The following is a 23,062-nucleotide window of genomic DNA, read 5'->3' as shown; positions in this document are numbered from 1 at the left end:
GGCGCCATGCCTGCCTCTTTATGCACTGGCAAAGGAGAAAGCTGTATGCAAGTCAACATCAGTGGACACCAACTGGAAGTGACCAAACCCCTTCGTGAATACGTTGAGCTCAAGCTCAAGAAGCTCGAAGGGCATTTTGACAAGATTACCAACGTGCAGGTCACGATGACGGTCGAAAAGCTCAAGCAAAAGATCGAAGCCACGTTGCACATCCATGGTGGAGAGGTCGTTGCCAATGCTGAACATGATGACATGTACGCTGCCATCGACCTGCTCACTGACAAGCTAGACCGACAATTGCTCAAGCATAAGGAAAAGCAGCAAAGCATCCTCAAAGGTGCGGCCGCTCGCTAACGCCCATTTAATGATCCGAATCGAAAATATCCTGACCCCCGGCCGCTCCCTCGTGAACGTGCCGGGTGGCAGCAAAAAGCGTGTACTCGAAGAAATTGCCAACCTGATCGGCCGTGAAGTGCCGGGCATGGTCTCGGATACAGTATTCGCAAGCCTCGTTGCCCGGGAAAAACTGGGCTCGACCGGTTTTGGCAACGGTATTGCCATTCCCCACTGCCGCCTTGCTGACTGCAGCGAGCCTGTCAGTGCAGTCATTCACCTCGCTACACCCGTGGATTTCGACGCCATCGATGGCGCGCCGGTTGACCTGCTGTTCGTCCTGCTGGTCCCGCAAGCCGCTACCGATGAGCACCTGGAGCTGCTGCGCCAGATCGCCAGCATGCTCGACGACAAAGATGTGCGTAAGCGCCTGCGCAGTGCCGAAAGCGCTCAGGCGCTTTATCAAGTGGTGCTGGACGTGCAGAACGGAAACTGACCATGCGCATGATCATCGTCAGCGGTCGCTCCGGCTCAGGCAAGAGTACGGCGCTCGATGTGCTGGAAGACAACGGTTTTTACTGTGTCGATAACCTGCCGGCAGGTCTGTTGCCAGAGCTGGCGGAACGCGCGCTGATCAACACCGAACTCGCCGAACCGCTGCTGGCGGTTTCGATAGATGCGCGCAACCTGCCCAGCCATCTGACCCGTTTTCCGCAGATGCTGAATGAAGTCCGCGCGCGCAATATTCAGTGCGACGTGCTCTACTTGGATGCAGACGAAGCCACACTGCTCAAGCGCTTCTCGGAAACCCGGCGCCGCCACCCCCTGAGCACGGCCGATCGTTCGCTGGCCGAAGCGATACGCGACGAGACCGCACTGCTTGGCCCGATCATCGATCTGGCCGACCTGAAGATCAACACCACCCACCTGAACCTCTATCAGTTGCGCGACGCGCTCAAGCTTCGCCTGCTGAACAAGCCCGAGCCAGGCACGGCGTTTCTGATCGAGTCATTTGGTTTCAAGCGTGGCATGCCCATCGATGCAGACCTGGTATTCGATGTGCGCTGCCTGCCCAATCCCTACTGGAAACCAGAACTGCGCGACCATTCAGGGCTTGAACAGCCTGTTATCGACTACCTGTCGGTGCAGCCTGATGTCGAAGAAATGTTTCAGGACATCTTTGCCTACCTGAACAAATGGCTACCCCGGTTTGCAGCCAGTAACCGTTCCTACGTTACCATTGCCATCGGCTGCACCGGCGGACACCACCGTTCGGTCTACCTGACCGAGCGGCTTGGTCAGGTTTTGCAACAATCACTCAAGAACGTTCAGGTCCGCCACCGCGACCTCAGCTGAAGGATTTTCACTGCGATGCCCGCTCGTCAAATCACCATCATCAACAAACTGGGCCTGCATGCCCGCGCTGCCGCCAAATTCGTCGGCGTCGCAGGCAAGTTCCCCTGCAAGATCAGGGTCGGCCGCACTCCGGAGAGCATGGTTGACGGCAAAAGCATCATGGCCGTGATGATGCTGGCTGCCGGCAAGGGCACCGAGATCCACCTGCACACTGAAGGCGAATTCGAACAGGAAGCGCTCGATGGCCTGGTCGAGCTGATCAACAACCGGTTTGATGAGGGCGAATAAGCCCTCGGACAAACGCGGTATACGTCACCACCAGCCTTGCAAGTGCATCCAGCTCAGCCCATGGGCAACCAGTAGCGCCATACCCGCCAACAACAGCACGCTACCCACTACCAGCCGAAATAACCGCGCAGTACTGAGCGTAAGGAATCCGAAGCGCATGGGCTGCCTTGGGTCCGGTTGCCAGGCTCAGGCCAGGGCGGCCTGATAACGGCGGGACACCTCATCCCAGTTGATCACGTTGTAGAACGCGTTGATGTATTCGGGACGACGGTTCTGATAGCGCAGGTAGTAAGCGTGCTCCCACACGTCCAGCCCTAGAATCGGCGTGTTGCCGTTCATCAGCGGGCTGTCCTGATTACCGCTGCTTTCCACCACCAGCTTCTTGTCAGGCGTGACGCTCAGCCATGCCCAGCCACTGCCGAATCGGGTCAACGCGGCCTTGGTGAACGCCTCCTTGAAGCTTTCGTAGCCGCCCAGTTGTTCGTCAATCGCCAACGCGACAGCGCCTGTGGGCAAGCCTCCCCCGCCCGGCACCATGACTTCCCAGAACAACGAATGATTGGCATGGCCGCCACCCTGATTGATCACCGCTGGACGCAGGTTTTCAGGCAATTGCTGGACACTGGCGACGAGTTTCTCGACAGACCAGTCCGCAAACTCCGTGCCTTCCACCGCTGCATTGAGATTGTTGATGTACGTCTGGTGATGCTTGGTGTAGTGGATTTCCATGGTTTGCGCATCGATATGCGGTTCAAGGGCATCGTATGCGTAAGGCAGTGCGGGCAAGGTGTATGGCATGTCAGTGTGCTCCGTAGAAAAGTCCGGAAGGGGCTCCCGAATGGCGTTGCAGCGCTGAGCGCGTATGCTCACCGCTGCTGTTCAGCAACCGATGGGTGCGCGGGTATTCGCCATGTTCGCTGATGAAACTCAGCAGCTCGGCGTAGGTTTTGCTGCTATGACGCAAGGCCGCCTCGCGCAGGGCGGGCGGGAGGCGCTGATCCTGTAGGGTCCGCAACAGGTGCTGGTGGATGGCACACAGGTACTCGGCGCTCTCCTCCGGCTGGCCCAGACTCAGGTGCAGATCCGCCAGGTTATGGTGAGAAATCACACAGGCCGCGACCGCTTCGTCGGCATCCGCCCAGCGTTCGAACAGGACTTGCGCCAACGCCAGCGCCTGAAGGTACAACTCGCGGGCCTCGACCCACTCGCCGAGATTGAAACAGCGATTGGCCTGCTCAATGGTGCGTTTCCAATGCTGCATGACATACCTCCAGGAACGTTGGCTAGGCAGCGATCATGGGCCAGGGCGTGGCGGTCAATCGCGTCAGGAACGCCTCTTGACGAGGTAATGCTCGATCAGCAGAGGCTCGTCGGTTTAAAGCGCACAACGAATCCGCAGACTCAAGCCACGCTGGTTTCCAGCGAAGACAACTCGTTCAGGGCAGACCCCATGATCGCAGCTCATTTTATAAATGATATTCATTATTAAATGAGATACAGAATCAACACAAGCCCAATCGCTTCACCGCCTTGCGCCGGTGAGCGTGAACATGCTTTGAGGGAAACGTAAAACGCGGGTTCGGAGGGAGGTTATTGGCTGTCAAAGCCGCAAGCGGATGGGTGACGCAGAGCGTCGTGAACTGCATTCCCACGCTGGAGCGTAGGGAACAATAACCTCAACTATCGTGCGGCGCTCCGCGTCGCATGCCGTTCCGGACGCTCTGCGTCCTTTTGACGACGCAGAGCGTCGTGAACTGCATTCCCACGCTGGAGCGTAGGGAACGATAACCTCAACTATCGTGCGGCGCTCCGCGTCGCATGCCGTTCCGGACGCTCTGCGTCCTTTTGACGACGCAGAGCGTCGTGAACTGCATTCCCACGCTGGAGCGTAGGGAACGATAACCTCAACTATCGTGCGGCGCTCCGCGTCGCATGCCGTTCCGGACGCTCTGCGTCCTCTTGACGACGCAGAGCGTCGTGAACTGCATTCCCACGCTGGAGCGTAGGGAAAGATAACCTCAACTATCGTGCGGCGCTCCGCGTCGCATGCCGTTCCGGACGCTCTGCGTCCTCTTGACGACGCAGAGCGTCGTGAACTGCATTCCCACGCTGGAGCGTAGGGAACGATAACCTCAACTATCGTGCGGCGCTCCGCGTCGCATGCCGTTCCGGACGCTCTGCGTCCTCTTGACGACGCAGAGCGTCGTGAACTGCATTCCCACGCTGGAGCGTAGGGAACGATAACCTCAACTATCGTGCGGCGCTCCGCGTCGCATGCCGTTCCGGACGCTCTGCGTCCTCTTGACGACGCAGAGCGTCGTGAACTGCATTCCCACGCTGGAGCGTAGGGAACGATAACCTCAACTATCGTGCGGCGCTCCGCGTCGCATGCCGTTCCGGACGCTCTGCGTCCTCTTGACGACGCAGAGCGTCGTGAACTGCATTCCCACGCTGGAGCGTAGGGAACGATGATCGCAACTATCGTGCCCACGCTCTGCATTTATGGGCACGATAGCCGAAATCGGGGGCCTGTCAGCTACCCGCTACGGTCATTCGCTCGATCAGTACCGAGCCGGTGCGGATGTTGCTGCGCAGCTCAAGATCGCTGCCAACGGCGACGATCTGCTTGAACATGTCGCGCATGTTGCCGGCGATGGTCACTTCCTGAACCGGGAACTGAATCTCGCCATTCTCGACCCAGAAGCCTGCCGCGCCACGCGAATAGTCGCCGGTGACCATGTTCAAACCGCTGCCCATCAGCTCGGTGACCAGCAAGCCGCGCCCCATGCGCCGAATCAGCGCAGCCTGGTCGTCCGAACCATGGGTGACGAACAGGTTATGTACACCGCCCGCGTTGGCGGTGCTCGGCATGCCCAGCTTGCGGCCGGAATACGTGCTCAGCACATAGGAAACCAGATCCCCACCTGCCACGAATGGCTTGGCGAAGGTCGCCAGACCGTCGCTGTCGAACGCCGAACTGCCCATCGCATGCTTCAGGTGCGGGCGCTCATCGATGGTCATCCACTCAGGGAACAGGCGCTGACCCAGCGCGCCTTCGAGGAACGACGATTTGCGGTACAGCGTGCCACCGGAAATGGCGCCGAGAAAGCTGCCGAAGAGGCCGCCCGCCAGTTCCGCAGCAAACAGCACTGGCACTTCACAGGTCGGCACCGGACGCGCACCCAGACGGCTTGCCGCACGCAACGCGGCCTTGCGGCCAATGCTCTGCGCATCGGCCAGCAGCTCGCCCTGGCGGTTGACGTCATACCAGTAATCGCGCTGCATCTGGCCTTCACCCTCGGCAATCATCACACAGCTGAGGCTGTGACGCGTTGAGGCATAGCCACCGATGAAGCCATTGCTGTTGCCATACACGCGGCAGCCCTGATGGGTATTGAGCGTAGTGCCATCGGCGTTCTTGATGCGGCTGTCGGCATCGAAGGCCGCCGCTTCGCAGATCAGCGCTTTCTCGATGGCCTGCTCGGGCGTGATGTCCCAGGTGTGATAAAGGTCAAAATCCATGACCTCTTTGGCCATCAGCGCAGCGTCGGCCAGCCCGGAGCTTTCATCCTCGGAGGTGTGTTCGGCAATCGCCAGTGCAGCGGCGACCGTTTCACGAATCGCATCGGCGCCGGTTGCCGACGTGCTGGCCGAGCCCTTGCGCTGCCCGACATACAGGGTGATACCAAAGCCCTGATCGCGGTTGAACTCGACGGTTTCGACTTCACGCTGACGGACCGATGTCGACAGCCCCTGGTCCACCGACACCGCGACTTCGCAGGCGCTGGCACCCTGACGCCGGGCTTCGGCGATGATCTGCTCGACCTGTTCCTGCAGTTCGGGCAAGGCTTGTGGGCCGACGCTTTGGGTTGCACTCATGACTTTCTCCATCAAATTCTTCTTTCAGCACAGGCCGAATACCGACCGGGCCGGACAAGCGGCCCACGACTGGTTATCATGGCGGCGTTTCTTTGCGGACTGCCCCCATGGTTGATTCTTACGACGACTCCCTCGACGGGGAGAAAAGCAAAACCCAGGTCAAACGAGAGCTGCATGCTCTGGTCGACCTCGGCGAGCGACTGACAACACTCAAAGCCGATGTGCTGGCCAAGCTGCCGCTGACCGACGCTTTGCGCAAGGCCCTGGCCGAAGCGCCCAAGCACACGGCGAACATCGCGCGAAAGCGGCACATTCTGTTCATCGGCAAGCTGATGCGCGATCAGGACCAGGAAGCCATTCTGGTGTTGCTGGACCAACTCGATGCCTCCACTCGCCAATACAATGAACGTTTCCACAATCTGGAGCGCTGGCGTGATCGCCTGATTGCGGGCGATGACGCCGACCTCGAGAAATTCGTGGTCGAATACCCCGATGCTGACCGTCAGCAGCTGCGTTCGCTGATCCGTCAGGCGCAACACGAAGTTGCACGCAACAAACCGCCGGCCACCAGCCGCAAAATCTTCAAATACATCCGTGAGCTGGACGAACTTCAACGCGGTCTGCGTTGATTTCGCCCTCGGGGCCGGCAGCAGAGGCAGCCGGCCCCGACTCACATTCAGCTACCGGTGCCACCCACGGTGATCGCGTCGATTTTCAACGTAGGCTGACCCACACCGACCGGCAGCGACTGGCCATCTTTCCCGCACGTACCGACGCCGCTGTCCAGCGACAGATCGTTACCCACCATCGACACCCTGCTCATGGCTTCCGGCCCGTTACCGATCAAGGTCGCGCCTTTGACCGGCGCGGTGATCTTGCCGTCTTCGATCAGATAGGCCTCACTGGTTGAAAACACGAACTTGCCGCTGGTGATATCCACCTGGCCACCGCCCAGATTGGCGCAGTAGATGCCGCGCTTCACTGAGGCGATGATTTCCTGCGGATCGCTCTGCCCGCCCAGCATGTAGGTGTTGGTCATGCGCGGCATCGGCAGGTGGGCATAGGACTCGCGACGGCCGTTGCCGGTACGTGCCACGCCCATCAGGCGCGCATTGAGCTTGTCCTGCATGTAGCCCTTGAGCACGCCATTCTCGATCAGCGTGGTGCATTCGGTCGGTGTGCCCTCGTCATCGACACTCAGCGAGCCACGACGCCCCGCCAGGGTGCCGTCGTCGACGATGGTGCAGAGTTTCGACGCAACCATCTCGCCCATGCGCCCGCTGTAGGCCGAACTGCCCTTGCGGTTGAAGTCGCCCTCAAGGCCGTGACCCACTGCTTCGTGCAGCAGCACGCCAGACCAGCCAGAGCCAAGTACTACCGGCAAGGTGCCTGCCGGGGCGGGAATCGCTTCCAGGTTGACCAGTGCCTGACGCAGGGCCTCACGGGCATAGCCCATGGCGCGATCGTCGGTCAGGAAATAACGGTAGTCGGTACGCCCCCCGCCGCCATGCCCGCCCCGCTCGCGACGGCCATTCTGCTCGACGATGACACTGACATTGAAGCGCACCAGCGGGCGCACATCGGCGGCAAGGCTGCCATCCGCGGCGGCCACCAGAATGCGCTCCCAGACGCCGGCCATGCTCACCGAAACCTGCTGGATACGCGAGTCCAGCGCACGCGTCGCAACGTCGATGCGCTTGAGCAACTCGACCTTCTCGGCGCGGCTCAACACTTCCAGCGGGTTATCCGGGGCGTACAACTGCGCCACGTCCTGCGAGGTGAAAGCCTGCACGCGACCATTCTGGCCAGCGCGGGAGATGGAACGCGCGGCCTGCGCGGCGGTGCGCAGTGCCTCGGCGGTGATCGCGTTGCTGTACGCAAAGCCGGTTTTCTCACCCGACTGGGCACGCACGCCCACGCCTTGATCGAGATTGAAACTGCCTTCCTTGACGATCCCGTCTTCGAGCGACCAGGACTCGGAGATCATGCCCTGAAAATACAGATCGGCCGCGTCGATTCCTGGCCCGGCCAGATCGCCCAGCACGGACTGCAGGCTGTCGAGGTTCAGGCCGCCGGGTGCCAGAAGGTGTTCGCTGACTGAGGACAGATCACTCATATTCACTCCGAAGCAGGCCGCATGGCGTCCTGCGAAAAAAAGCGCCGGTGACTGGACACCGGCATCCGCGCCCGTATGGACGCCTGTTCTTGACTGTCTCGTGTGGCCAGCAGCACCGCTTCACCCTGTGCCTGCTCGGCCAGTACGCGTCCCCATGGATCAACGATGGCCGCGTGTCCGTAAGTCTCGCGAGGCCCCGGATGGACCCCGCCCTGTGCTGCCGCCAGCACGTAACACTGGGTTTCGATGGCACGCGCGCGGATCAGAATGTCCCAGTGCGCAGCCCCCGTTACCGCAGTGAACGCTGACGGCGCGGTTATCAGTTCAGCACCGGCTTCACGCAACGCGGTGTACAGCTCGGGAAAGCGCAGGTCGTAGCAGACGGTCAGCCCCAGACGCCCCACGGGCGTATCGGCTACCACCACGCTGCTCCCATGAGCATAGTCATCCGATTCACGATAGCGGCCACGGTTGTCAGCGACGTCTACATCGAACAGATGCAGTTTGTCATAACGGGCCACCTGCTCACCGTGCTCGTCGATCAACAGCGAACACGCCGTCACCTTGCCATCCGGCCGATCATCCGGCGGCAGTGGCAAGGTTCCGGCAACAATCCATAACTTGAGGTCGCGAGCGGCCAGTTTCAACCATGGCAGGATCGGTCCGTGCCCCTGAGCCTCGGCACGACCGATATCGGCAACGTCACGGCGCCCCATCGCGACGAAGTTTTCGGGCAGTACCGCCAACCGCGCGCCACCTTCAGCCGCCTGTTCCAGCAAACGCCGAGCACTGCCCAGATTAGCCATTACATCGCTTTGGCTGACCATCTGAATCACCGCGAAAGACATGGCAACCCGCTCCTGAATGACATGGCCACCACTGTACTCCATGAGACGCTATTGAGGCTTTTCAAATGGCTTGTCGAACGTGATCTTCGGCTCTTTCCAAGGCCCTTCGACCTTGTATTGAACGCTGGCGAAACGCGCAACCCGGTCGCCCAGCAGCTTGTCGACCAGAAACAGCGCCCCGCCAATGGCGGGGGCGCCGACAATCAAAGCAGCGATAGGCAGGTTGTTGGTGACCGGCAAGGTCACCAGCAGCTTCGCATCGACGCGATCACGAACCATGTCCAGGGTACCGTTGAGCTCCAGATTACTCGAAGGCCCGGTCAGGGTGATCGGGTTGCGCGTCACATAGACACCGTCGCTGGCGACCAGCAGCCCTTTGACCCGGTCGTAACTCAGGCCTTTGCCCAGCAGGTCGGAGAAGTCCAGGCGCAGACGCCGGCCGATGGAGTTGAAGTTCAACAGCCCGAATACCCGCAACGCCTGAGCACCGCCCTCGACTTCGACAAACTGGCCTCTGTTGAGCGTGGCATCCAGACTGCCGGAATAGCGCTTCAGACCGACCCAGGCAGGCGAACCCGGCCAGCGTCCGTCCACGTTCATCTCGAAGCGTTCACTGGTGACGGTGGGGGCGAAGTTCCACGCCTTGAGCACATCCGCCAGGTTCTTGCCCGCCAGGCGGCCTTTGAACGAACTGCTGCTGGCCCCGGGCGTGCCCTCCCAGGTAGCGTCACCCTCCAGCAGGATGCCTTTGAGCCCCAGGCTCATGTCCGACATGCGCATGCCGGCAGGCGTCGGCCGGGATTTCAACGCCCAGGCCCCCAGCAACTGATCGCCCTGAAACAGTTGGGAGATCTTCACGTCCAGCGCAGGGATATTGTGCGGGTCGATATCCGCCAGAGGGTCAGGTGCGTTTTCCACCACGGTCGCTGTCGGATCGGATGCAGGCAGTCGAACGTAGAGCATGTTGATGCCGATCGGGGCAGACTTGGCGTCGGGCAGCGTTGCCGTGCCCTTGGCCAGCGCGCTGTCCAGCGACAGGGCCCAGGCTGCCGCGTTGCGCTGCAATTGAACACGCACGTCATTGAGTGTGGTGCCCATCGCGGTCAGCTTGCCGATCTGCAGGTCAACGCTGTTAAGCAGTTGCTTCGCGTTGCCGCCCGGATCATTCCCGGTGTAACGCGCGGCCAGTTCCTGCCAGGGCGCGATATCCAGCTCGGACAACTCGCCACGGATCCGCAAGCCTTTGGCGTCCGGCACGATCGCCCCGCCGCGCCCCAGATAGAGTTCGCCTCGACCTTCGGCAAACTTGCCATTCGGTGCAGCGAAAGCAAAGTTGGCCTGATCGTTATACGCCGCGCCGAGCCTGCGCTCCGCGCCTTGCAGAGTCATGCGGAACTCGCTGGGACGCTCCTGTTCGGCGGTTTTGCCAAACGGTGCGGGCAAATCGATCGCCACGCCCTTGAGCGTGGAGTTGATTACCAGCGGGCTGTCCTTGCTGTCCAGAATCAACTGCAACTGATACGGCAGGTCACCGGAGACCGGCAGCGGCTGGGTCACGTTCAGCCAGTCGGTCAGCCGCTTCACGGTGATTTGCCCGTTCGCCACAATGCGTGTCACGTTGTCGCCTGGCTTGCCCTCGGCGGCGATTTCTGCGGTCACAGGACGATCGAATGCCTGGGCCTTGATGCCTTTGCCACTCAGGCCACTGGCGCTGTCGAAACGGAAATCGCCCTTCAGGCGAGTCAGCTCCAGCACCGGGTCAGCCAGTTTCAGACGCGCATTGTCGGTGCTGAAATCCACCACGACCTTTGGCTCGACGCCCTTGGCCAGCGGGATATCCAGCTTCAGTTTGCCGTCCAGCGGGCCTTCGCCCTGCCATCCGGCAAATGTGCTGCCCGTGCCAATGGGCGCCTGCTGGAGAATCTTCAGGCCGTCGATCAGGTTTCCGGAGAAATTACCGTCCACCAGCAGGTGACTGTCCTGACCTGACGGCACATGAGGAATATTGACCAGCACGTTGCTGACCTTGGTATCGAGCAACTGGCCTTTGCTCGCCTTGACACGTACACCGCTGTTTTCGACGTAGACCTTGCCATCCACCCCGGTCAGCGACGGCCAGCCCGGCTGGAACGCCAGCGTTGCGTTACTGACATCGAAGAACAGACTGATGACACGCGCCGTATCGGGCGAATTCTTGTTCAGCGACCCTTGATACTGGAAGAACCCCTGCTTGACCGCGCCACTTACCACCGCGGTGCGCAACCAGTGATCAAGCTCCGGACTGAGCGCTGTCGGCAGGTACTTGCTGGTGTAACGGCCATCGCCGTCAACCATGCCGACCCGCAGGTCCATGTAATCTTCCTGATCATGACTGAGATGAATCTTGATCAGAAAGTCCGCCGCAATCTTGCCTTCGTCGCCAAGCACCTTGATATACGGGGCGATCAGCGTGAACGCCTGATCATCCAGTTTCCAGGTCAGACGGGCATTGGCCTTCTGGTAACGCCAGGGTTTGGCGAAGATCGGGTCCAGGTGCAGCATGAAATCATCGGTGTCGAGGCGCAGCTCGCCCTGCCCCAGATCGCCGCTGATGGCACCGGTGACGTTTCCGGCCGCCGGAGCGCCGCGATACGCGTTGAAACCCACCTTGTCCAGATTGGCGGCAAAGCTCAGGCGCTTGTCGCCCACTGCCTGTGGCCGGTAGTCGAGCAGCACGTTATGCAGCCCGCCTGTCACTTTGAGGCCATCGACCACTGCCATGGCCTTGTCAGGCAGGGGCGCGAGGGAGTCGATCAGCGGCGTGACGGGAGTCAGGTCCAGACGATCAGCCTGTACGTGCCAGAGCTCTTCGCTGTCGGGCGTCGCGGCGGTTTGCGTCAGTTGCACACGGCTTTCCCAGCGCGTGTCGCCAAGGCTCATCGCCAGTGAATCGAGGTTCAGGTCGAAACCTGTTTCAGTCCGTGCAAACCATGCGTTCAGCGCGAGATTATCGATCGTCGCCGGTTTGCGACCGGCATAAACGCCTTTGACCTGCGGTGCATTGAGGCGCGTCGTCGCGCTTTGCACGGTGCCCTTGCCCCAATTCAACCAGACCTCGCCCCCGGCCTGCAGCTTCGACAGTGTCCATTCGCGCGTGAGACTTTTCGGCAGCCACTTGGCCCAGTCGCTTTGCGGCAGGCTGGCGTAGACATCGGCCTCGCCGTCCTTCCACTGACTGGCCTGAATGCGCGAACGCACGTTGAGCGCGACCGGCTGACCATCCGGCAGGGTCAGGCGTGCGTCAAGTCGCTGGGCATAGCTGCCGGTGTCCAGGCTGAGGTTTACATAGGTGAGGGTCAGCGGCGCGGCGTCAAACGGTTGCACCGTGACCTGGCTGTCGAGCAGCGACAAATGCGCGACCATCTGCATCTGCCTGAGCACCTGCTCGGGGTCGAAGGGGCTGTCGTTGTGCACCGGCAAGCCCTGAACCGACCATGCGCCGTCCTTGTCCTGCCTGAGGCTGAACTGCAGGCCGTCCACTTCAAGATGAGCGATGCGCACGTCACGCGCCAGCAGGCTTTCCCAAAGGTCGGGAACAACCCTTACACGATCCAGACGCAGGGCACTGGTGCCCTCGCCGACCATCACATCGTTGGCCAGCAACACCGGAGCAAAGCGGCTCCAGCTGCCTTCCAGGCTGCCGATGCTCAACGGTATACCCAACGCGCTGCTGGCACGGGTTTCCACATCAACACGGTATTCGGCAACCAGCGGCGTCAATTGACGGCCGAGACTCACGTACAGCGCCGCAAGCACCAGAATCAGTGCGCACAGGCTCAGCCCCCAGCGGGTCAGGGTTGCGACAAGGCGAGGAAGACGTCCCATCTCAGGAAGCCCTCCACTGCGGGGTGCGAGGAGCGGAATCGGCGAACGGATTCCGGCTCGGAGGTGCAGGTGCGGTCAGGTACAGGTTTTGCTCATTCGCCACGCATCATTCTCGATAAAACGGCATACCTGCCAGAAACCCGTAGGGCACTTTTCATATATTTCAAACGATCAGCACCCTCAGAGCAGCACCACGTCGTATTGTTCCTGCGAGTACATGGTTTCTACCTGAAAACGGATAGTGCGGCCAATAAAGCTCTCCAGCTCAGCCACGTTGCCGGACTCTTCGTCAAGCAGGCGATCCACCACGCGCTGATTGGCCAGAACGCGATAGCCCACTGCCTGATAGGCCCTGGCCTCGCGCAGGATTTCCCGGAAGATTTCGTAGCAGATGGTCTCGGGGGTCTTCAGCTTGCCCCGCCCTGCGCAGCAATGACACGGTTCGCACAGCACCTGCTCGAGGCTTTCGCGGGTGCGCTTGCGCGTCATCTGCACCAGACCCAGCTCAGTGATACCGATGATGTTGGTCTTGGCGTGATCGCGTTCCAGTTGTTTCTCCAGCGTGCGCAGCACCTGACGCTGATGCTCACCGTCTTCCATGTCGATGAAATCAATGATGATGATGCCGCCCAGATTGCGCAGGCGCAGCTGCCGGGCGATGGCCGTGGCGGCTTCCAGATTGGTCTTGAAGATGGTTTCTTCGAGGTTGCGATGCCCCACGAACGCGCCGGTATTGATGTCGATGGTGCTCATCGCTTCGGCCGGGTCGATTACCAGATAGCCACCCGACTTGAGCGGCACCTTGCGCTCGAGGGCCTTCTGGATTTCGTCCTCGACCCCATAGAGGTCGAAGATCGGCCGCTCGCCCGGATAGTGCTCAAGCCTGTCGGCAATTTCCGGCATCAGCTCGGCCACGAACTGGGTGGTTTTCTGAAAGGTCTCCCGCGAGTCGATACGGATCTTCTCGATGCGCGGGCTGACCAGATCGCGCAAGGTGCGCAGCGCCAGGCCCAGGTCTTCGTAAATCACCGTGGGCGGACTGACGGTCTTGATCTGCTCGCCGATCTGATCCCAGAGCCTGCGCAGATAGCGGATGTCCATGAGGATTTCGTCGGCACCGGCGCCTTCCGCAGCGGTGCGCAGAATGAAACCTCCGGCTTCCTTGATACCTTCCTGGGCAACACAATCGCTGACCACTTTCTTGAGTCGTTCGCGCTCGGCTTCGTCCTCGATTTTCAGCGAGATGCCCACATGCGCAGTGCGCGGCATGTACACCAGATAACGTGACGGAATGGAGAGTTGCGTGGTCAGCCGTGCGCCCTTGCTGCCGATCGGGTCTTTGGTGACTTGCACGACAAGGCTCTGGCCATCATGTACCAGCGACGCAATGCTCTCGACCGCTGGCCCTTCCCGCATGGAGATTTCCGACGCATGAATGAACGCCGCGCGGTCCAGACCAATGTCGATGAACGCCGCCTGCATGCCGGGAAGCACCCGCACAACCTTGCCTTTGTAGATATTGCCGACAATGCCGCGACGTTGGGTGCGCTCGACGTGCACCTCTTGCAGAACCCCGTTTTCCACCACTGCCACGCGCGATTCCATCGGCGTGATGTTGATCAGAATCTCTTCACTCATGACTTGTCACCTTCCAGGCATTGCCAGCAGGGTATGCCGAAATGGCCGAGCAGTTCTGCGGTTTCGCACAGGGGCAGCCCCACCACCCCAGAATAGCTGCCTTGCAGACCCTCGACGAAAATCGCTGCCAACCCCTGGATGGCATAGCCGCCGGCCTTGTCGGCGGGCTCGCCACTGGTCCAGTAGGCGTGGGCTTCATGGGTTTGAATCGGGCGAAAGCGCACACGACTGGTAACAATACGGGTTTCGCTGCGTTGCCGATCACTGAGCGCGACAGCCGTCAGCACGTCATGCTCGCGCCCGGACAGGGCCATCAACATCGCCAAGGCATCTGACTCATCGACCGGCTTGCCAAGAATGCGTCCATCGAGCACCACCGCCGTGTCGGCCCCCATCACGCAGGCCTGGTGTTCGGCTGGCAGCACGGACAGCCCGGCCTGAGCCTTGCCCAGCGCAAGACGCTCGACATAGGCAGCGGGGGTTTCATGGTCGAAGGGGGTTTCGTCGATCTGAGCGCTCAGTACGGTAAACGGCACACCGATCTGAGTCAGAAGTTCGCGGCGGCGCGGCGAGCCAGAAGCCAGATAAAGCGAGGGCATAAGGACATCTCCGTGTCTGTGCGGGTGAGCGCGAGGGACGCAGCGGGGCGTCGCGCTCACCTTGCGCTTAATTGATTTTCAAACGTTTGCGCAATCCACGCAGGCCATAACTGATCCAGGGCCACAACAGAGCGCTGACCAACGCGGGCAGCACCAGCGCCAGCGTAGGCTGACGGTTGCCGGTCAATGCGCTCAGCCAGAGTTGCGCAAGCTGCGCCAGACCGAATACCACCAACAGCACCAGGCACTGTTGCCACATGGGAAACATGCGCAGGCGCTGCTGCAGGGACATCACCAAAAAGGTAATCAGGCTGAGGATCAGGGCATTCTGGCCGAGCAGTGTGCCGTACAGCACATCCTCCATCAGGCCCAGTATCCACGCGGTGGTCATACCGTATTTGTGCGGCAGCGCCAGAACCCAGAAGGTCAGCAGCAGGGCCAGCCACAGCGGGCGGAAAATTTCCATGAATTGCGGCAGCGGCGAAACGCTCAGCAACAGACCGATCGCAAACGTCAGCCAGACCACCCAGCCATTGCGCCCGGAAACATGACTAACCATCGATAGGCTCCCGAGCGGTGGAAGATCTTGAGGCAGGCGGCTGTGACGCCGCAGGCCGGGAGGCAGGTCTTGCCGGTGTCGCAGGCGTTGCCGCCGGTGCAGGGGTTGTCGATTGCGACGCCGGCTTGTGCGTCAGCGTACTGCCCGGAAAGACCGGAACGACTGCCTGTGGCCACATCGGGAAGGCGGGTGTCGGCGGAGGCAACGTCGCCATCACGGAAGGCTCGATGCCCTTGTCGAGGGATTCCTGCGCTTGCGCCGCATCGGCAGCGCGCTCTTCCGGCGAGCGGCCGTCAGAGAACACCAGCAACAGATAGCGACTGCGATTCAACGCAGCGGTGGGCACTGCCCGAACGATCGCGAACGGCTGGCCGGAGTCGTGAATCACTTCCTTGACCGTTGCCACCGGGTAGCCGGCCGGGAATCGCTGGCCAAGGCCCGAGCTAACCAGCAGGTCGCCTTCCTTGATGTCTGCGGTGTCCGCCACATGCCGAAGCTCCAGACGTTCCGGATTACCGGTGCCGCTGGCGATGGCACGCAGACCGTTGCGGTTGACCTGCACCGGGATGCTGTGGGTGGTGTCGGTCAGCAACAAGACGCGTGAGGTATAGGGCATCAACTCGACCACCTGCCCCATCAGGCCGCGTGCATCGAGCACAGGCTGACCGAGCACCACGCCGTCGCGTTCGCCCTTGTTGATGATGATGCGATGGGTGAAGGGGTTCGGGTCCATGCCGATCAGCTCGGCGACCTCGACCTTTTCGTTGACCAGCGCCGAGGAGTTCAGCAACTCACGCAGCCGGACGTTCTGCTCGGTCAGTGCCGCCAGCTTTTGCAGGCGACCTTGCAGGAGCAGGGCTTCGGTCTTGAGTTTTTCGTTTTCGGCGATCAGCTCTGTGCGGCTGCCGAACTGACTGGCGACGCCTTGATACAGACGCTGTGGCAGGTCGACGATCCAGTAGGACTGCATGAGCACCATCGACATCTGGCTGCGCACGGGCTTGAGGATCGTAAAGCGGGCGTCGACAACCATCAACGCAACCGACAGAACGGCGAGCACCAGCAGACGTACGCCCAGCGAAGGGCCTTTTGAGAAAAGCGGTTTAATGGGCCGCTCCTCCGGGGCATGCGATCGTTGGATCGAACTTCGATTGGCAATTATTCATGCGGTATGTAACCGGCCCGGACAAATGAAAGAGATAGGCACCCTGTTTCGGCGTCAGCCTGAAGCATACAGGTAGCATATCCGCTACCTGCATACAAAAGACTCCGTGAAAGGCACCCCGGCGAATTATTCGCTGGAGAGCAGATCCATGGTGTGCTTATCCATCATTTCCAGCGCACGGCCACCGCCACGCGCTACACAGGTCAGCGGATCTTCGGCAACGATGACCGGCAGGCCGGTTTCCTGCGCCAGCAACTTGTCCAGATCACGCAGCAACGCACCACCACCGGTCAGGACCAGACCACGCTCGGCGATGTCCGAGGCCAGTTCCGGAGGCGATTGCTCCAGAGCGCTCTTGACCGCCTGAACGATGGTCGCCAGCGACTCCTGCAGTGCTTCGAGAACTTCGTTGGAGTTCAGCGTGAACGCACGCGGAACGCCTTCAGCCAAGTTACGGCCACGGACGTCGACTTCACGCACTTCACCGCCCGGATAGGCAGTACCGATTTCCTGCTTGATGCGCTCGGCAGTGGATTCGCCGATCAGGCTGCCGTAGTTGCGGCGCACATAGGTGATGATCGCTTCGTCGAAACGGTCACCGCCAACCCGTACGGATTCGGCATACACCACACCGTTCAGGGAGATCAGGGCGATTTCGGTGGTGCCGCCGCCGATGTCGACAACCATCGAGCCGCGAGCTTCTTCCACCGGCAGACCGGCACCGATTGCTGCGGCCATCGGCTCTTCGATCAGGAAGACTTCGCGTGCGCCTGCACCCAGGGCCGACTCGCGAATCGCGCGACGCTCAACCTGGGTGGATTTGCACGGAACGCAGATCAGCACACGAGGGCTGGGCTGCAGAAAGCTGTTTTCATGAACCTTGTTGATGAAGTACTGCAACATTTTTTCGCAGACGCTGAAGTCGGCGATAACGCCGTCTTTCATTGGACGAATGGCTGCGATGTTGCCTGGAGTACGGCCCAGCATGCGCTTGGCTTCGGTACCGACGGCCACGACACTCTTCTGGTTGCCGTGAGTACGAATGGCAACGACAGAGGGTTCATTCAGAACGATACCGCGCTCACGCACGTAAATAAGGGTGTTGGCAGTGCCCAGGTCGATGGATAGATCACTGGAAAACATGCCACGCAGTTTCTTGAACATGGGAAAGGGACCCTAGGGAACGCGTGGTAAAAAAAGTGCGGCAAACTCTAACAACGACAGGGATTTTGGGCAAGGAGCCAATATGCTAAATTGGCGGTTTTCCGAACACCACCCTCGACGTTAGCGGCTTGAGACAGTAATAACGCGATAGTGTTCCGCAATTGGCAACAAAGCAAATCCATAAGCATTCCACTGGAGATACCCCATGGCGCTTGAACGCTCCGACGTGGAAAAGATCGCTCATCTGGCCCGACTGGGTCTCAATGACGCCGATATCCCGCGTACCACCGAAGCACTTAACAGCATTCTTGGGCTGGTCGATCAGATGCAAGCAGTCGACACCACTGGCATCGAGCCGCTGGCTCACCCGCTGGAAGCCACCCAGCGCCTGCGCGAAGACGCCGTCACCGAGCGAAATCGTCGTGACACTTACCAAGCCATCGCACCAGCGGTCCAAGACGGCCTCTATCTGGTTCCGAAAGTCATCGAGTAAGGGAAAGCGCCTGCATGCATCAAATGACTCTGGCCGAGATCGCTCGCGGACTCGCCGATAAAAAGTTTTCTTCCGAAGAGCTGACTCGCGTTCTGCTGTCGCGCATCGCGACGCTCGACCCGCAGCTCAACAGCTTCATCAGCCTTACTGAAGACCTGGCCATCACCCAGGCGCAGGCGGCAGACGCGCGCCGCGCCGCTGGTGAAAACGGCCCGCTGCTCGGCGCTCCGCTGGCGCACAAGGACCTGTTCTGCACCCAGGGCATCCGCACCAGTTGCGGCTCGCTGATGCTCGACAATTTCAAGGCACCGTACGACGCCACGGTTGTTTCGCGTCTGGCAACGGCCGGTACTGTGACACTGGGCAAGACCAACATGGACGAATTCGCCATGGGTTCGGCCAACGAATCCAGCCATTACGGCGCGGTGAAAAACCCGTGGAACCTGGAATGCGTTCCTGGCGGTTCTTCGGGTGGTTCGGCAGCCGCTGTCGCTGCACGCCTGTTGCCCGCCGCGACCGGCACCGACACGGGCGGCTCGATTCGCCAACCTGCGGCACTGACCAACCTCACGGGCCTCAAGCCGACCTACGGCCGCGTATCGCGCTGGGGCATGATTGCCTACGCCTCCAGCCTCGATCAGGCGGGGCCGATGGCACGCACGGCCGAAGACTGCGCACTGCTGCTGCAAGGCATGGCCGGTTTCGATCCGCAGGACTCGACCAGTATCGACGAGCCGGTTCCGGACTACTCCGCCAGCCTCAATACCTCGCTCAAGGGCCTGCGTATCGGTGTGCCGAAAGAGTATTTCAGCGCAGGTCTGGACCCGCGCATCGCGCAGCTGGTGCATGAAAGCGTCAAGGAGCTGGAAAAGCTCGGCGCGATCGTCAAGGAAATCAGCCTGCCGAACCTGCAGCACGCGATCCCGGCCTACTACGTCATCGCCCCGGCTGAAGCCTCGTCCAACCTGTCGCGCTTTGACGGTGTGCGTTTCGGCTACCGCTGCGAAGACCCGAAAGACCTGACCGACCTGTACAAGCGCTCGCGCGCCGAAGGCTTCGGCCCGGAAGTCCAGCGACGCATCATGGTCGGCGCCTACGCGCTGTCGGCGGGTTACTACGACGCCTATTACCTGCAGGCGCAGAAAATCCGTCGCCTGATCAAGAACGACTTCATGAGCGCGTTCGCCGATGTCGACGTGATTCTTGGCCCGACCACGCCCAACCCGGCCTGGAAGATCGGCGCCAAGACCAACGATCCGATTGCCGAATACCTGGAAGACTTCTACACCATCACCGCCAACCTGGCGGGCCTGCCCGGCTTGTCCATGCCTGCAGGCTTCGTCGACGGTCTACCGGTCGGCGTGCAACTGCTCGCTCCGTATTTCCAGGAAGGCCGTCTCTTGAATGTGGCGCATCAGTATCAGCAAGTCACCGACTGGCACACTCGCGCACCTGAAGGCTTCTGAGGAGAAACACATGCAATGGGAAGTCGTCATCGGGCTGGAGATTCATACCCAGCTTTCGACCCAATCAAAGATTTTTTCCGGTAGCGCGACCACGTTCGGCTCCGAGCCCAACACGCAGGCCAGCCTCGTCGATCTGGGCATGCCTGGCGTATTGCCGGTGCTGAACAAGGAAGCCGTGCGCATGGCCGTCAAGTTCGGCCTGGCCGTCAACGCCGAAATCGGCCAGCACAACGTGTTCGCCCGCAAGAACTACTTCTACCCGGACTTGCCCAAGGGCTATCAGATCAGCCAGATGGAGCTGCCGATCGTCGGCAAGGGCCACCTGGACATCCCCCTTGAAGACGGCACGGTCAAGCGCATCGGCATCACCCGTGCGCACCTGGAAGAGGATGCAGGCAAGAGCCTGCACGAAGACTTCCAGGGCATGACCGGTATCGACCTGAACCGTGCTGGCACGCCGCTGCTGGAGATCGTTTCCGAGCCGGACATGCGCAGCGCCAAGGAAGCCGTGGCTTACGTCAAGGCCATCCACGCGATCGTGCGCTACCTGGGCATCTGTGATGGCAACATGGCCGAAGGTTCGCTGCGCTGCGACTGCAACGTATCGATTCGTCCGAAGGGCCAGGTCGAGTTCGGCACGCGCTGCGAGATCAAGAACGTCAACTCGTTCCGCTTTATCGAAAAGGCGATCAACAGCGAGATTCAGCGCCAGATCGATCTGATCGAAGACGGTGGCAAGGTTATCCAGCAAACGCGCCTGTATGACCCGAACACCAACGAAACCCGCGCCATGCGCAGCAAGGAGGAAGCCAACGACTACCGTTACTTCCCCGACCCGGATCTGTTGCCGGTGATCATCGAGGATTCTTTCCTCGAAGAAACCCGCGCCACCTTGCCGGAGCTGCCACCACAGAAACGCGAACGCTTCCAGAGCCAGTTCGGCCTCTCGACCTACGACGCCAGCGTGCTGGCTTCGAGCCGCGAGCAGGCTGACTACTTCGAACAGGTGGTGAGCATCAGTGGTGACGCCAAACTGGCAGCCAACTGGGTCATGGTCGAGCTGGGCAGCCTGCTCAACAAGCAGGGCCTGGAGATCGACCAGTCGCCGGTCAGTGCCGAGCAGTTGGGCGGCATGCTCAAGCGCATCACCGACAACACCATTTCCGGCAAGATCGCGAAAATGGTCTTCGAGGCGATGGCCAATGCTGAAGGCAGCGCCGATGAAATCATCGAAAAGCGCGGCCTGAAGCAGGTCACCGACAGCGGTGCCATTGAATCGATGCTCGACGAGGTGCTGGCAGCCAACGCGGAGCAGGTCGAACAATATCGCGCCGCCGATGAAGCCAAGCGCGGCAAGATGTTCGGTTTCTTCGTTGGTCAGGCGATGAAAGCTTCCAAAGGCAAAGCCAACCCGCAGCAGGTCAACGAACTGCTGAAGACCAAGCTGGAGGGCTGATCCTCGTCACTCACGTTCCCATGCTATGCGACCAGCGTTATACACGAGTCTTGTGGGAGCGAGCTTACTCGCGAATAGGCCGGTACAGCCTCTAGAGACAGGGCGTTTGGACCAAGGTCTTCGTGAGCAAGCTCACGCCCACGGAGATCTTTATTCACCGCGATTGCGGTCAAAGACCCCGCCTTCTGGGCTCTTCATGACTTATGTATAACGCTGAGCGCTCCGCGTGGGAATGCAGTTCCGGACGCTCTGCGTCCGCTGTTGAGTACGCGGAACGTCACGAAATGCATGCCAGCATGGAGGATTGGCACGAGCGTCAACCACAACTACTCCGGCACTCAGGAACCCACCCCATGCGCCGCCTTATTTTTGCCTGCAGCCTGCTGACCTTACTGGCAGGGTGCGCCAATCACATCATCGACCCCCATGGTTACGACGAGACTGGCACCGCCGCCTATTACGGCGCCCGCCATCATGGCAACCGCACTGCCAGCGGCGAGCCGTTCAATCAGAATGCGCTGACCGCTGCGCACCGACAACTGCCTTTCGGCACGCGCGTCAAGGTCACCAACCTGGACAACGACAGGTCGGTAGTCGTACGCGTCAACGATCGCGGCCCTCACACGCGCGGCCGTCTGATCGATGTCTCTCGCGAAGCGGCCGAACAACTGGGTATGCTGCGCAGCGGGACAGCGCCAGTCCGCGTGCAGGCCCTGGATTAACCCCAACCTCCGATCACCTCCGACAAGGACACTCGTATTCTCCAGCTATCGGCCCTGCCCGCCCCCGCGCTTATCCAAATGCTCAGTGGCTTGTTATTGCTGCTGATCGGGGCGGAACTGTCAGTGCGTGCAGCGGTACATCTGGCGGCGATTTTCAAGGTCCGGCCACTGATCGTCGGTCTGACCGTCGTGGCGATGGGCACCAGTGCGCCGCAGATGGCAGTCAGCCTGCAAGCCGCGTTTGCCGATAACACCGACATCGCCGTGGGCAGTGTCATCGGCGGCAACATTTTCAATGTACTGGTGATCCTTGGCCTCTGCGCGCTGATCATTCCGCTACGCGTTGCCCGTCAGGTACTGCACATCGATATTCCGTTGATGATCGGTGCCTGCCTGCTGGCTATCGGTCTTTCGTGGAACGGCGAATTCAGCAAACTGGACGGCGCACTGCTGCTTACCGGGTTGCTGGCCTGCCTCATTATCATCATCCGTCAGGGTGGTCATGCGCCGCGCCACGGGCATGCCGAGACAGCCGAAAAACCTCGTACCTTCACACGCATGCTCATGCTTGCCACGGGCTTGCTGCTGCTGACCGCTGGCGGACACCTGCTGGTCGACGCTTCAGTGGTGATTGCCATCCATCTGGGGCTTTCCGAGCGCATCGTCGGCCTGACCATCATTGCCATCGGCACATCATTGCCGGCACTGATGACCTCGCTGATCGCAGCGTTCCGTGGTGAACGCGATATTGCCGTGGGTAACGTCATCGGCAGCAATCTGTTCAACCTGCTGGGCGTACTGGGGCTGACCGCACTGATCGCCCCGGTGCCGCTGACGATCTCGCCAAATGCGCTGGTGTTCGACCTGCCGATCATGCTCGGCGTCTCGCTGTTGTGCGTGCCGCTGTTCTATTCCGGATACCGGATAGACCGTCTGGAAGGCCTGTTTCTGCTGTCGTTGTACCTGACCTACGGGCTGCATATCCTGTCGATCAGCACCGGCATGGCGCTGGCCGAACGGCTTGAAAGCAAAATGCTCACGCTGGTATTGCCTGTGCTGGGTGCCGTGGTTGTCTGGGGCACGATCCGCGCGTGGCGACGCCAGCACTGACCTCCA

General features: G+C 60.6%; 22 protein-coding genes. 10 read left to right on the top strand and 12 right to left on the bottom strand.

Going from position 1 to position 23,062, the window contains the following annotated elements; translation table 11 throughout:
- The first annotated feature begins 45 nt into the window (after window positions 1-45).
- From hpf to AO388_RS06065, 4 genes are read left to right on the top strand one after another with little or no spacing between them, the layout of a single operon-like run.
- The gene (gene hpf, locus AO388_RS06080) at window positions 46-354 is read left to right on the top strand and encodes a ribosome hibernation-promoting factor, HPF/YfiA family (RefSeq protein WP_002555091.1); all 309 of its coding nucleotides are present in this window, start codon (window positions 46-48) and stop codon (window positions 352-354) included.
- 10 nt (window positions 355-364) lie between these two features.
- On the top strand, window positions 365-829 hold the full coding sequence (ptsN, locus tag AO388_RS06075) for a PTS IIA-like nitrogen regulatory protein PtsN (RefSeq protein ID WP_003364094.1): 465 nt from the start codon (window positions 365-367) through the stop codon (window positions 827-829).
- Window positions 830-831: 2 nt separating this feature from the next.
- Complete coding sequence (rapZ, locus tag AO388_RS06070; RefSeq protein ID WP_003364096.1) at window positions 832-1,689, top strand: RNase adapter RapZ; 858 nt, start codon at window positions 832-834, stop codon at window positions 1,687-1,689.
- 15 nt (window positions 1,690-1,704) lie between these two features.
- Window positions 1,705-1,977 carry an HPr family phosphocarrier protein gene (locus AO388_RS06065; protein WP_003364097.1) on the top strand — a complete coding sequence of 91 codons (273 nt, stop codon included), beginning with the start codon at window positions 1,705-1,707 and terminating at the stop codon, window positions 1,975-1,977.
- Window positions 1,978-2,001: 24 nt separating this feature from the next.
- Here AO388_RS06065 and AO388_RS29900 read toward each other — a convergent pair whose 3' ends face one another.
- The 4 genes from AO388_RS29900 to pmbA all read right to left on the bottom strand — a co-directional run bounded on the left by AO388_RS29900 (window position 2,002) and on the right by pmbA (window position 5,856).
- Window positions 2,002-2,136, bottom strand: coding sequence for a hypothetical protein (locus AO388_RS29900; RefSeq protein ID WP_255301235.1), 135 nt, complete (start codon window positions 2,134-2,136; stop codon window positions 2,002-2,004).
- A gap of 27 nt (window positions 2,137-2,163) precedes the next feature.
- Complete coding sequence (locus tag AO388_RS06060; RefSeq protein ID WP_003364098.1) at window positions 2,164-2,775, bottom strand: superoxide dismutase; 612 nt, start codon at window positions 2,773-2,775, stop codon at window positions 2,164-2,166.
- A gap of 1 nt (window position 2,776) precedes the next feature.
- Window positions 2,777-3,238, bottom strand: a complete 462-nt coding sequence (locus tag AO388_RS06055) for a tetratricopeptide repeat protein (RefSeq protein WP_054082039.1) — start codon at window positions 3,236-3,238, stop codon at window positions 2,777-2,779.
- Between the two features lie 1,271 nt (window positions 3,239-4,509).
- A complete protein-coding gene (gene pmbA, locus AO388_RS06050; protein ID WP_003364100.1) occupies window positions 4,510-5,856 on the bottom strand; it encodes a metalloprotease PmbA in 1,347 nt (448 codons plus the stop codon).
- A gap of 107 nt (window positions 5,857-5,963) precedes the next feature.
- Here pmbA and yjgA point away from each other — a divergent pair, with 107 nt between their 5' ends.
- The gene (gene yjgA / locus AO388_RS06045) at window positions 5,964-6,485 is read left to right on the top strand and encodes a ribosome biogenesis factor YjgA (protein ID WP_003364101.1); all 522 of its coding nucleotides are present in this window, start codon (window positions 5,964-5,966) and stop codon (window positions 6,483-6,485) included.
- A 47-nt stretch (window positions 6,486-6,532) separates the two neighbouring features.
- On the opposite strand, the gene tldD is transcribed toward yjgA, so the two are convergent.
- The 8 genes from tldD to mreB all read right to left on the bottom strand — a co-directional run bounded on the left by tldD (window position 6,533) and on the right by mreB (window position 17,809).
- Window positions 6,533-7,972, bottom strand: coding sequence for a metalloprotease TldD (gene tldD / locus AO388_RS06040; protein WP_003400228.1), 1,440 nt, complete (start codon window positions 7,970-7,972; stop codon window positions 6,533-6,535).
- 2 nt (window positions 7,973-7,974) lie between these two features.
- Window positions 7,975-8,820 carry a carbon-nitrogen hydrolase family protein gene (locus AO388_RS06035; protein ID WP_058398011.1) on the bottom strand — a complete coding sequence of 282 codons (846 nt, stop codon included), beginning with the start codon at window positions 8,818-8,820 and terminating at the stop codon, window positions 7,975-7,977.
- Between the two features lie 48 nt (window positions 8,821-8,868).
- Window positions 8,869-12,684 carry a YhdP family protein gene (locus AO388_RS06030; RefSeq protein WP_058416189.1) on the bottom strand — a complete coding sequence of 1,272 codons (3,816 nt, stop codon included), beginning with the start codon at window positions 12,682-12,684 and terminating at the stop codon, window positions 8,869-8,871.
- Window positions 12,685-12,864: 180 nt separating this feature from the next.
- Window positions 12,865-14,322 (bottom strand): ribonuclease G, encoded by a 1,458-nt coding sequence (rng, locus tag AO388_RS06025; protein ID WP_058416188.1) that lies wholly within the window; start codon window positions 14,320-14,322, stop codon window positions 12,865-12,867.
- Window positions 14,319-14,921 carry a Maf family protein gene (locus tag AO388_RS06020; RefSeq protein ID WP_003431505.1) on the bottom strand — a complete coding sequence of 201 codons (603 nt, stop codon included), beginning with the start codon at window positions 14,919-14,921 and terminating at the stop codon, window positions 14,319-14,321. Before AO388_RS06020 ends, rng begins: the two co-directional genes overlap by 4 nt.
- Window positions 14,922-14,988: 67 nt before the next feature.
- On the bottom strand, window positions 14,989-15,480 hold the full coding sequence (mreD, locus tag AO388_RS06015) for a rod shape-determining protein MreD (protein ID WP_003364106.1): 492 nt from the start codon (window positions 15,478-15,480) through the stop codon (window positions 14,989-14,991).
- Window positions 15,473-16,540, bottom strand: a complete 1,068-nt coding sequence (gene mreC, locus AO388_RS06010) for a rod shape-determining protein MreC (protein ID WP_058416187.1) — start codon at window positions 16,538-16,540, stop codon at window positions 15,473-15,475. The genes mreD and mreC overlap by 8 nt, the downstream gene beginning before the upstream one ends.
- 231 nt (window positions 16,541-16,771) lie before the next feature.
- Window positions 16,772-17,809, bottom strand: coding sequence for a rod shape-determining protein MreB (gene mreB, locus AO388_RS06005; RefSeq protein WP_002555108.1), 1,038 nt, complete (start codon window positions 17,807-17,809; stop codon window positions 16,772-16,774).
- 205 nt (window positions 17,810-18,014) lie between these two features.
- Here mreB and gatC point away from each other — a divergent pair, with 205 nt between their 5' ends.
- The 5 genes from gatC to AO388_RS05980 all read left to right on the top strand — a co-directional run bounded on the left by gatC (window position 18,015) and on the right by AO388_RS05980 (window position 23,056).
- Entirely contained in the window at window positions 18,015-18,302 is a 288-nt protein-coding gene (gene gatC / locus AO388_RS06000; RefSeq protein WP_002555109.1) for an Asp-tRNA(Asn)/Glu-tRNA(Gln) amidotransferase subunit GatC, read from the top strand.
- Between the two features lie 14 nt (window positions 18,303-18,316).
- A complete protein-coding gene (gene gatA, locus AO388_RS05995; protein ID WP_058416186.1) occupies window positions 18,317-19,768 on the top strand; it encodes an Asp-tRNA(Asn)/Glu-tRNA(Gln) amidotransferase subunit GatA in 1,452 nt (483 codons plus the stop codon).
- 10 nt (window positions 19,769-19,778) lie between these two features.
- Window positions 19,779-21,224, top strand: coding sequence for an Asp-tRNA(Asn)/Glu-tRNA(Gln) amidotransferase subunit GatB (gene gatB, locus AO388_RS05990; protein ID WP_058416185.1), 1,446 nt, complete (start codon window positions 19,779-19,781; stop codon window positions 21,222-21,224).
- Between the two features lie 353 nt (window positions 21,225-21,577).
- Entirely contained in the window at window positions 21,578-21,946 is a 369-nt protein-coding gene (locus tag AO388_RS05985; protein ID WP_003307318.1) for a septal ring lytic transglycosylase RlpA family protein, read from the top strand.
- A 78-nt stretch (window positions 21,947-22,024) separates the two neighbouring features.
- Window positions 22,025-23,056, top strand: coding sequence for a calcium/sodium antiporter (locus tag AO388_RS05980; RefSeq protein ID WP_003364111.1), 1,032 nt, complete (start codon window positions 22,025-22,027; stop codon window positions 23,054-23,056).
- Window positions 23,057-23,062 lie beyond the last annotated feature (6 nt).

Source organism: Pseudomonas sp. ICMP 10191 (assembly GCF_001467335.1).
In the GTDB taxonomy this organism is placed as follows: Bacteria; Pseudomonadota; Gammaproteobacteria; order Pseudomonadales; family Pseudomonadaceae; genus Aquipseudomonas; species Aquipseudomonas cerasi.
This window is presented reverse-complemented; position numbering and strand designations above follow the sequence as displayed.

Excerpts from the sequence above, each read along its gene's own strand:
- rng (WP_058416188.1), bottom strand. The coding sequence starts at position 14,322 with ATGAGTGAAGAGATTCTGATCAACATCACGCCGATGGAATCGCGCGTG.
- AO388_RS06020 (WP_003431505.1), bottom strand. The coding sequence starts at position 14,921 with ATGCCCTCGCTTTATCTGGCTTCTGGCTCGCCGCGCCGCCGCGAACTT.
- AO388_RS06060 (WP_003364098.1), bottom strand. The coding sequence starts at position 2,775 with ATGCCATACACCTTGCCCGCACTGCCTTACGCATACGATGCCCTTGAA.
- rapZ (WP_003364096.1), top strand. The coding sequence starts at position 832 with ATGCGCATGATCATCGTCAGCGGTCGCTCCGGCTCAGGCAAGAGTACG.
- gatA (WP_058416186.1), top strand. The coding sequence starts at position 18,317 with ATGCATCAAATGACTCTGGCCGAGATCGCTCGCGGACTCGCCGATAAA.
- hpf (WP_002555091.1), top strand. The coding sequence starts at position 46 with ATGCAAGTCAACATCAGTGGACACCAACTGGAAGTGACCAAACCCCTT.
- tldD (WP_003400228.1), bottom strand. The coding sequence starts at position 7,972 with ATGAGTGATCTGTCCTCAGTCAGCGAACACCTTCTGGCACCCGGCGGC.
- gatB (WP_058416185.1), top strand. The coding sequence starts at position 19,779 with ATGCAATGGGAAGTCGTCATCGGGCTGGAGATTCATACCCAGCTTTCG.
- AO388_RS06055 (WP_054082039.1), bottom strand. The coding sequence starts at position 3,238 with ATGCAGCATTGGAAACGCACCATTGAGCAGGCCAATCGCTGTTTCAAT.
- AO388_RS06030 (WP_058416189.1), bottom strand. The coding sequence starts at position 12,684 with ATGGGACGTCTTCCTCGCCTTGTCGCAACCCTGACCCGCTGGGGGCTG.
- mreB (WP_002555108.1), bottom strand. The coding sequence starts at position 17,809 with ATGTTCAAGAAACTGCGTGGCATGTTTTCCAGTGATCTATCCATCGAC.
- AO388_RS05980 (WP_003364111.1), top strand. The coding sequence starts at position 22,025 with ATGCTCAGTGGCTTGTTATTGCTGCTGATCGGGGCGGAACTGTCAGTG.
- mreD (WP_003364106.1), bottom strand. The coding sequence starts at position 15,480 with ATGGTTAGTCATGTTTCCGGGCGCAATGGCTGGGTGGTCTGGCTGACG.
- ptsN (WP_003364094.1), top strand. The coding sequence starts at position 365 with ATGATCCGAATCGAAAATATCCTGACCCCCGGCCGCTCCCTCGTGAAC.
- AO388_RS06035 (WP_058398011.1), bottom strand. The coding sequence starts at position 8,820 with ATGTCTTTCGCGGTGATTCAGATGGTCAGCCAAAGCGATGTAATGGCT.
- AO388_RS29900 (WP_255301235.1), bottom strand. The coding sequence starts at position 2,136 with ATGCGCTTCGGATTCCTTACGCTCAGTACTGCGCGGTTATTTCGGCTG.
- pmbA (WP_003364100.1), bottom strand. The coding sequence starts at position 5,856 with ATGAGTGCAACCCAAAGCGTCGGCCCACAAGCCTTGCCCGAACTGCAG.
- gatC (WP_002555109.1), top strand. The coding sequence starts at position 18,015 with ATGGCGCTTGAACGCTCCGACGTGGAAAAGATCGCTCATCTGGCCCGA.
- AO388_RS05985 (WP_003307318.1), top strand. The coding sequence starts at position 21,578 with ATGCGCCGCCTTATTTTTGCCTGCAGCCTGCTGACCTTACTGGCAGGG.
- AO388_RS06065 (WP_003364097.1), top strand. The coding sequence starts at position 1,705 with ATGCCCGCTCGTCAAATCACCATCATCAACAAACTGGGCCTGCATGCC.
- yjgA (WP_003364101.1), top strand. The coding sequence starts at position 5,964 with ATGGTTGATTCTTACGACGACTCCCTCGACGGGGAGAAAAGCAAAACC.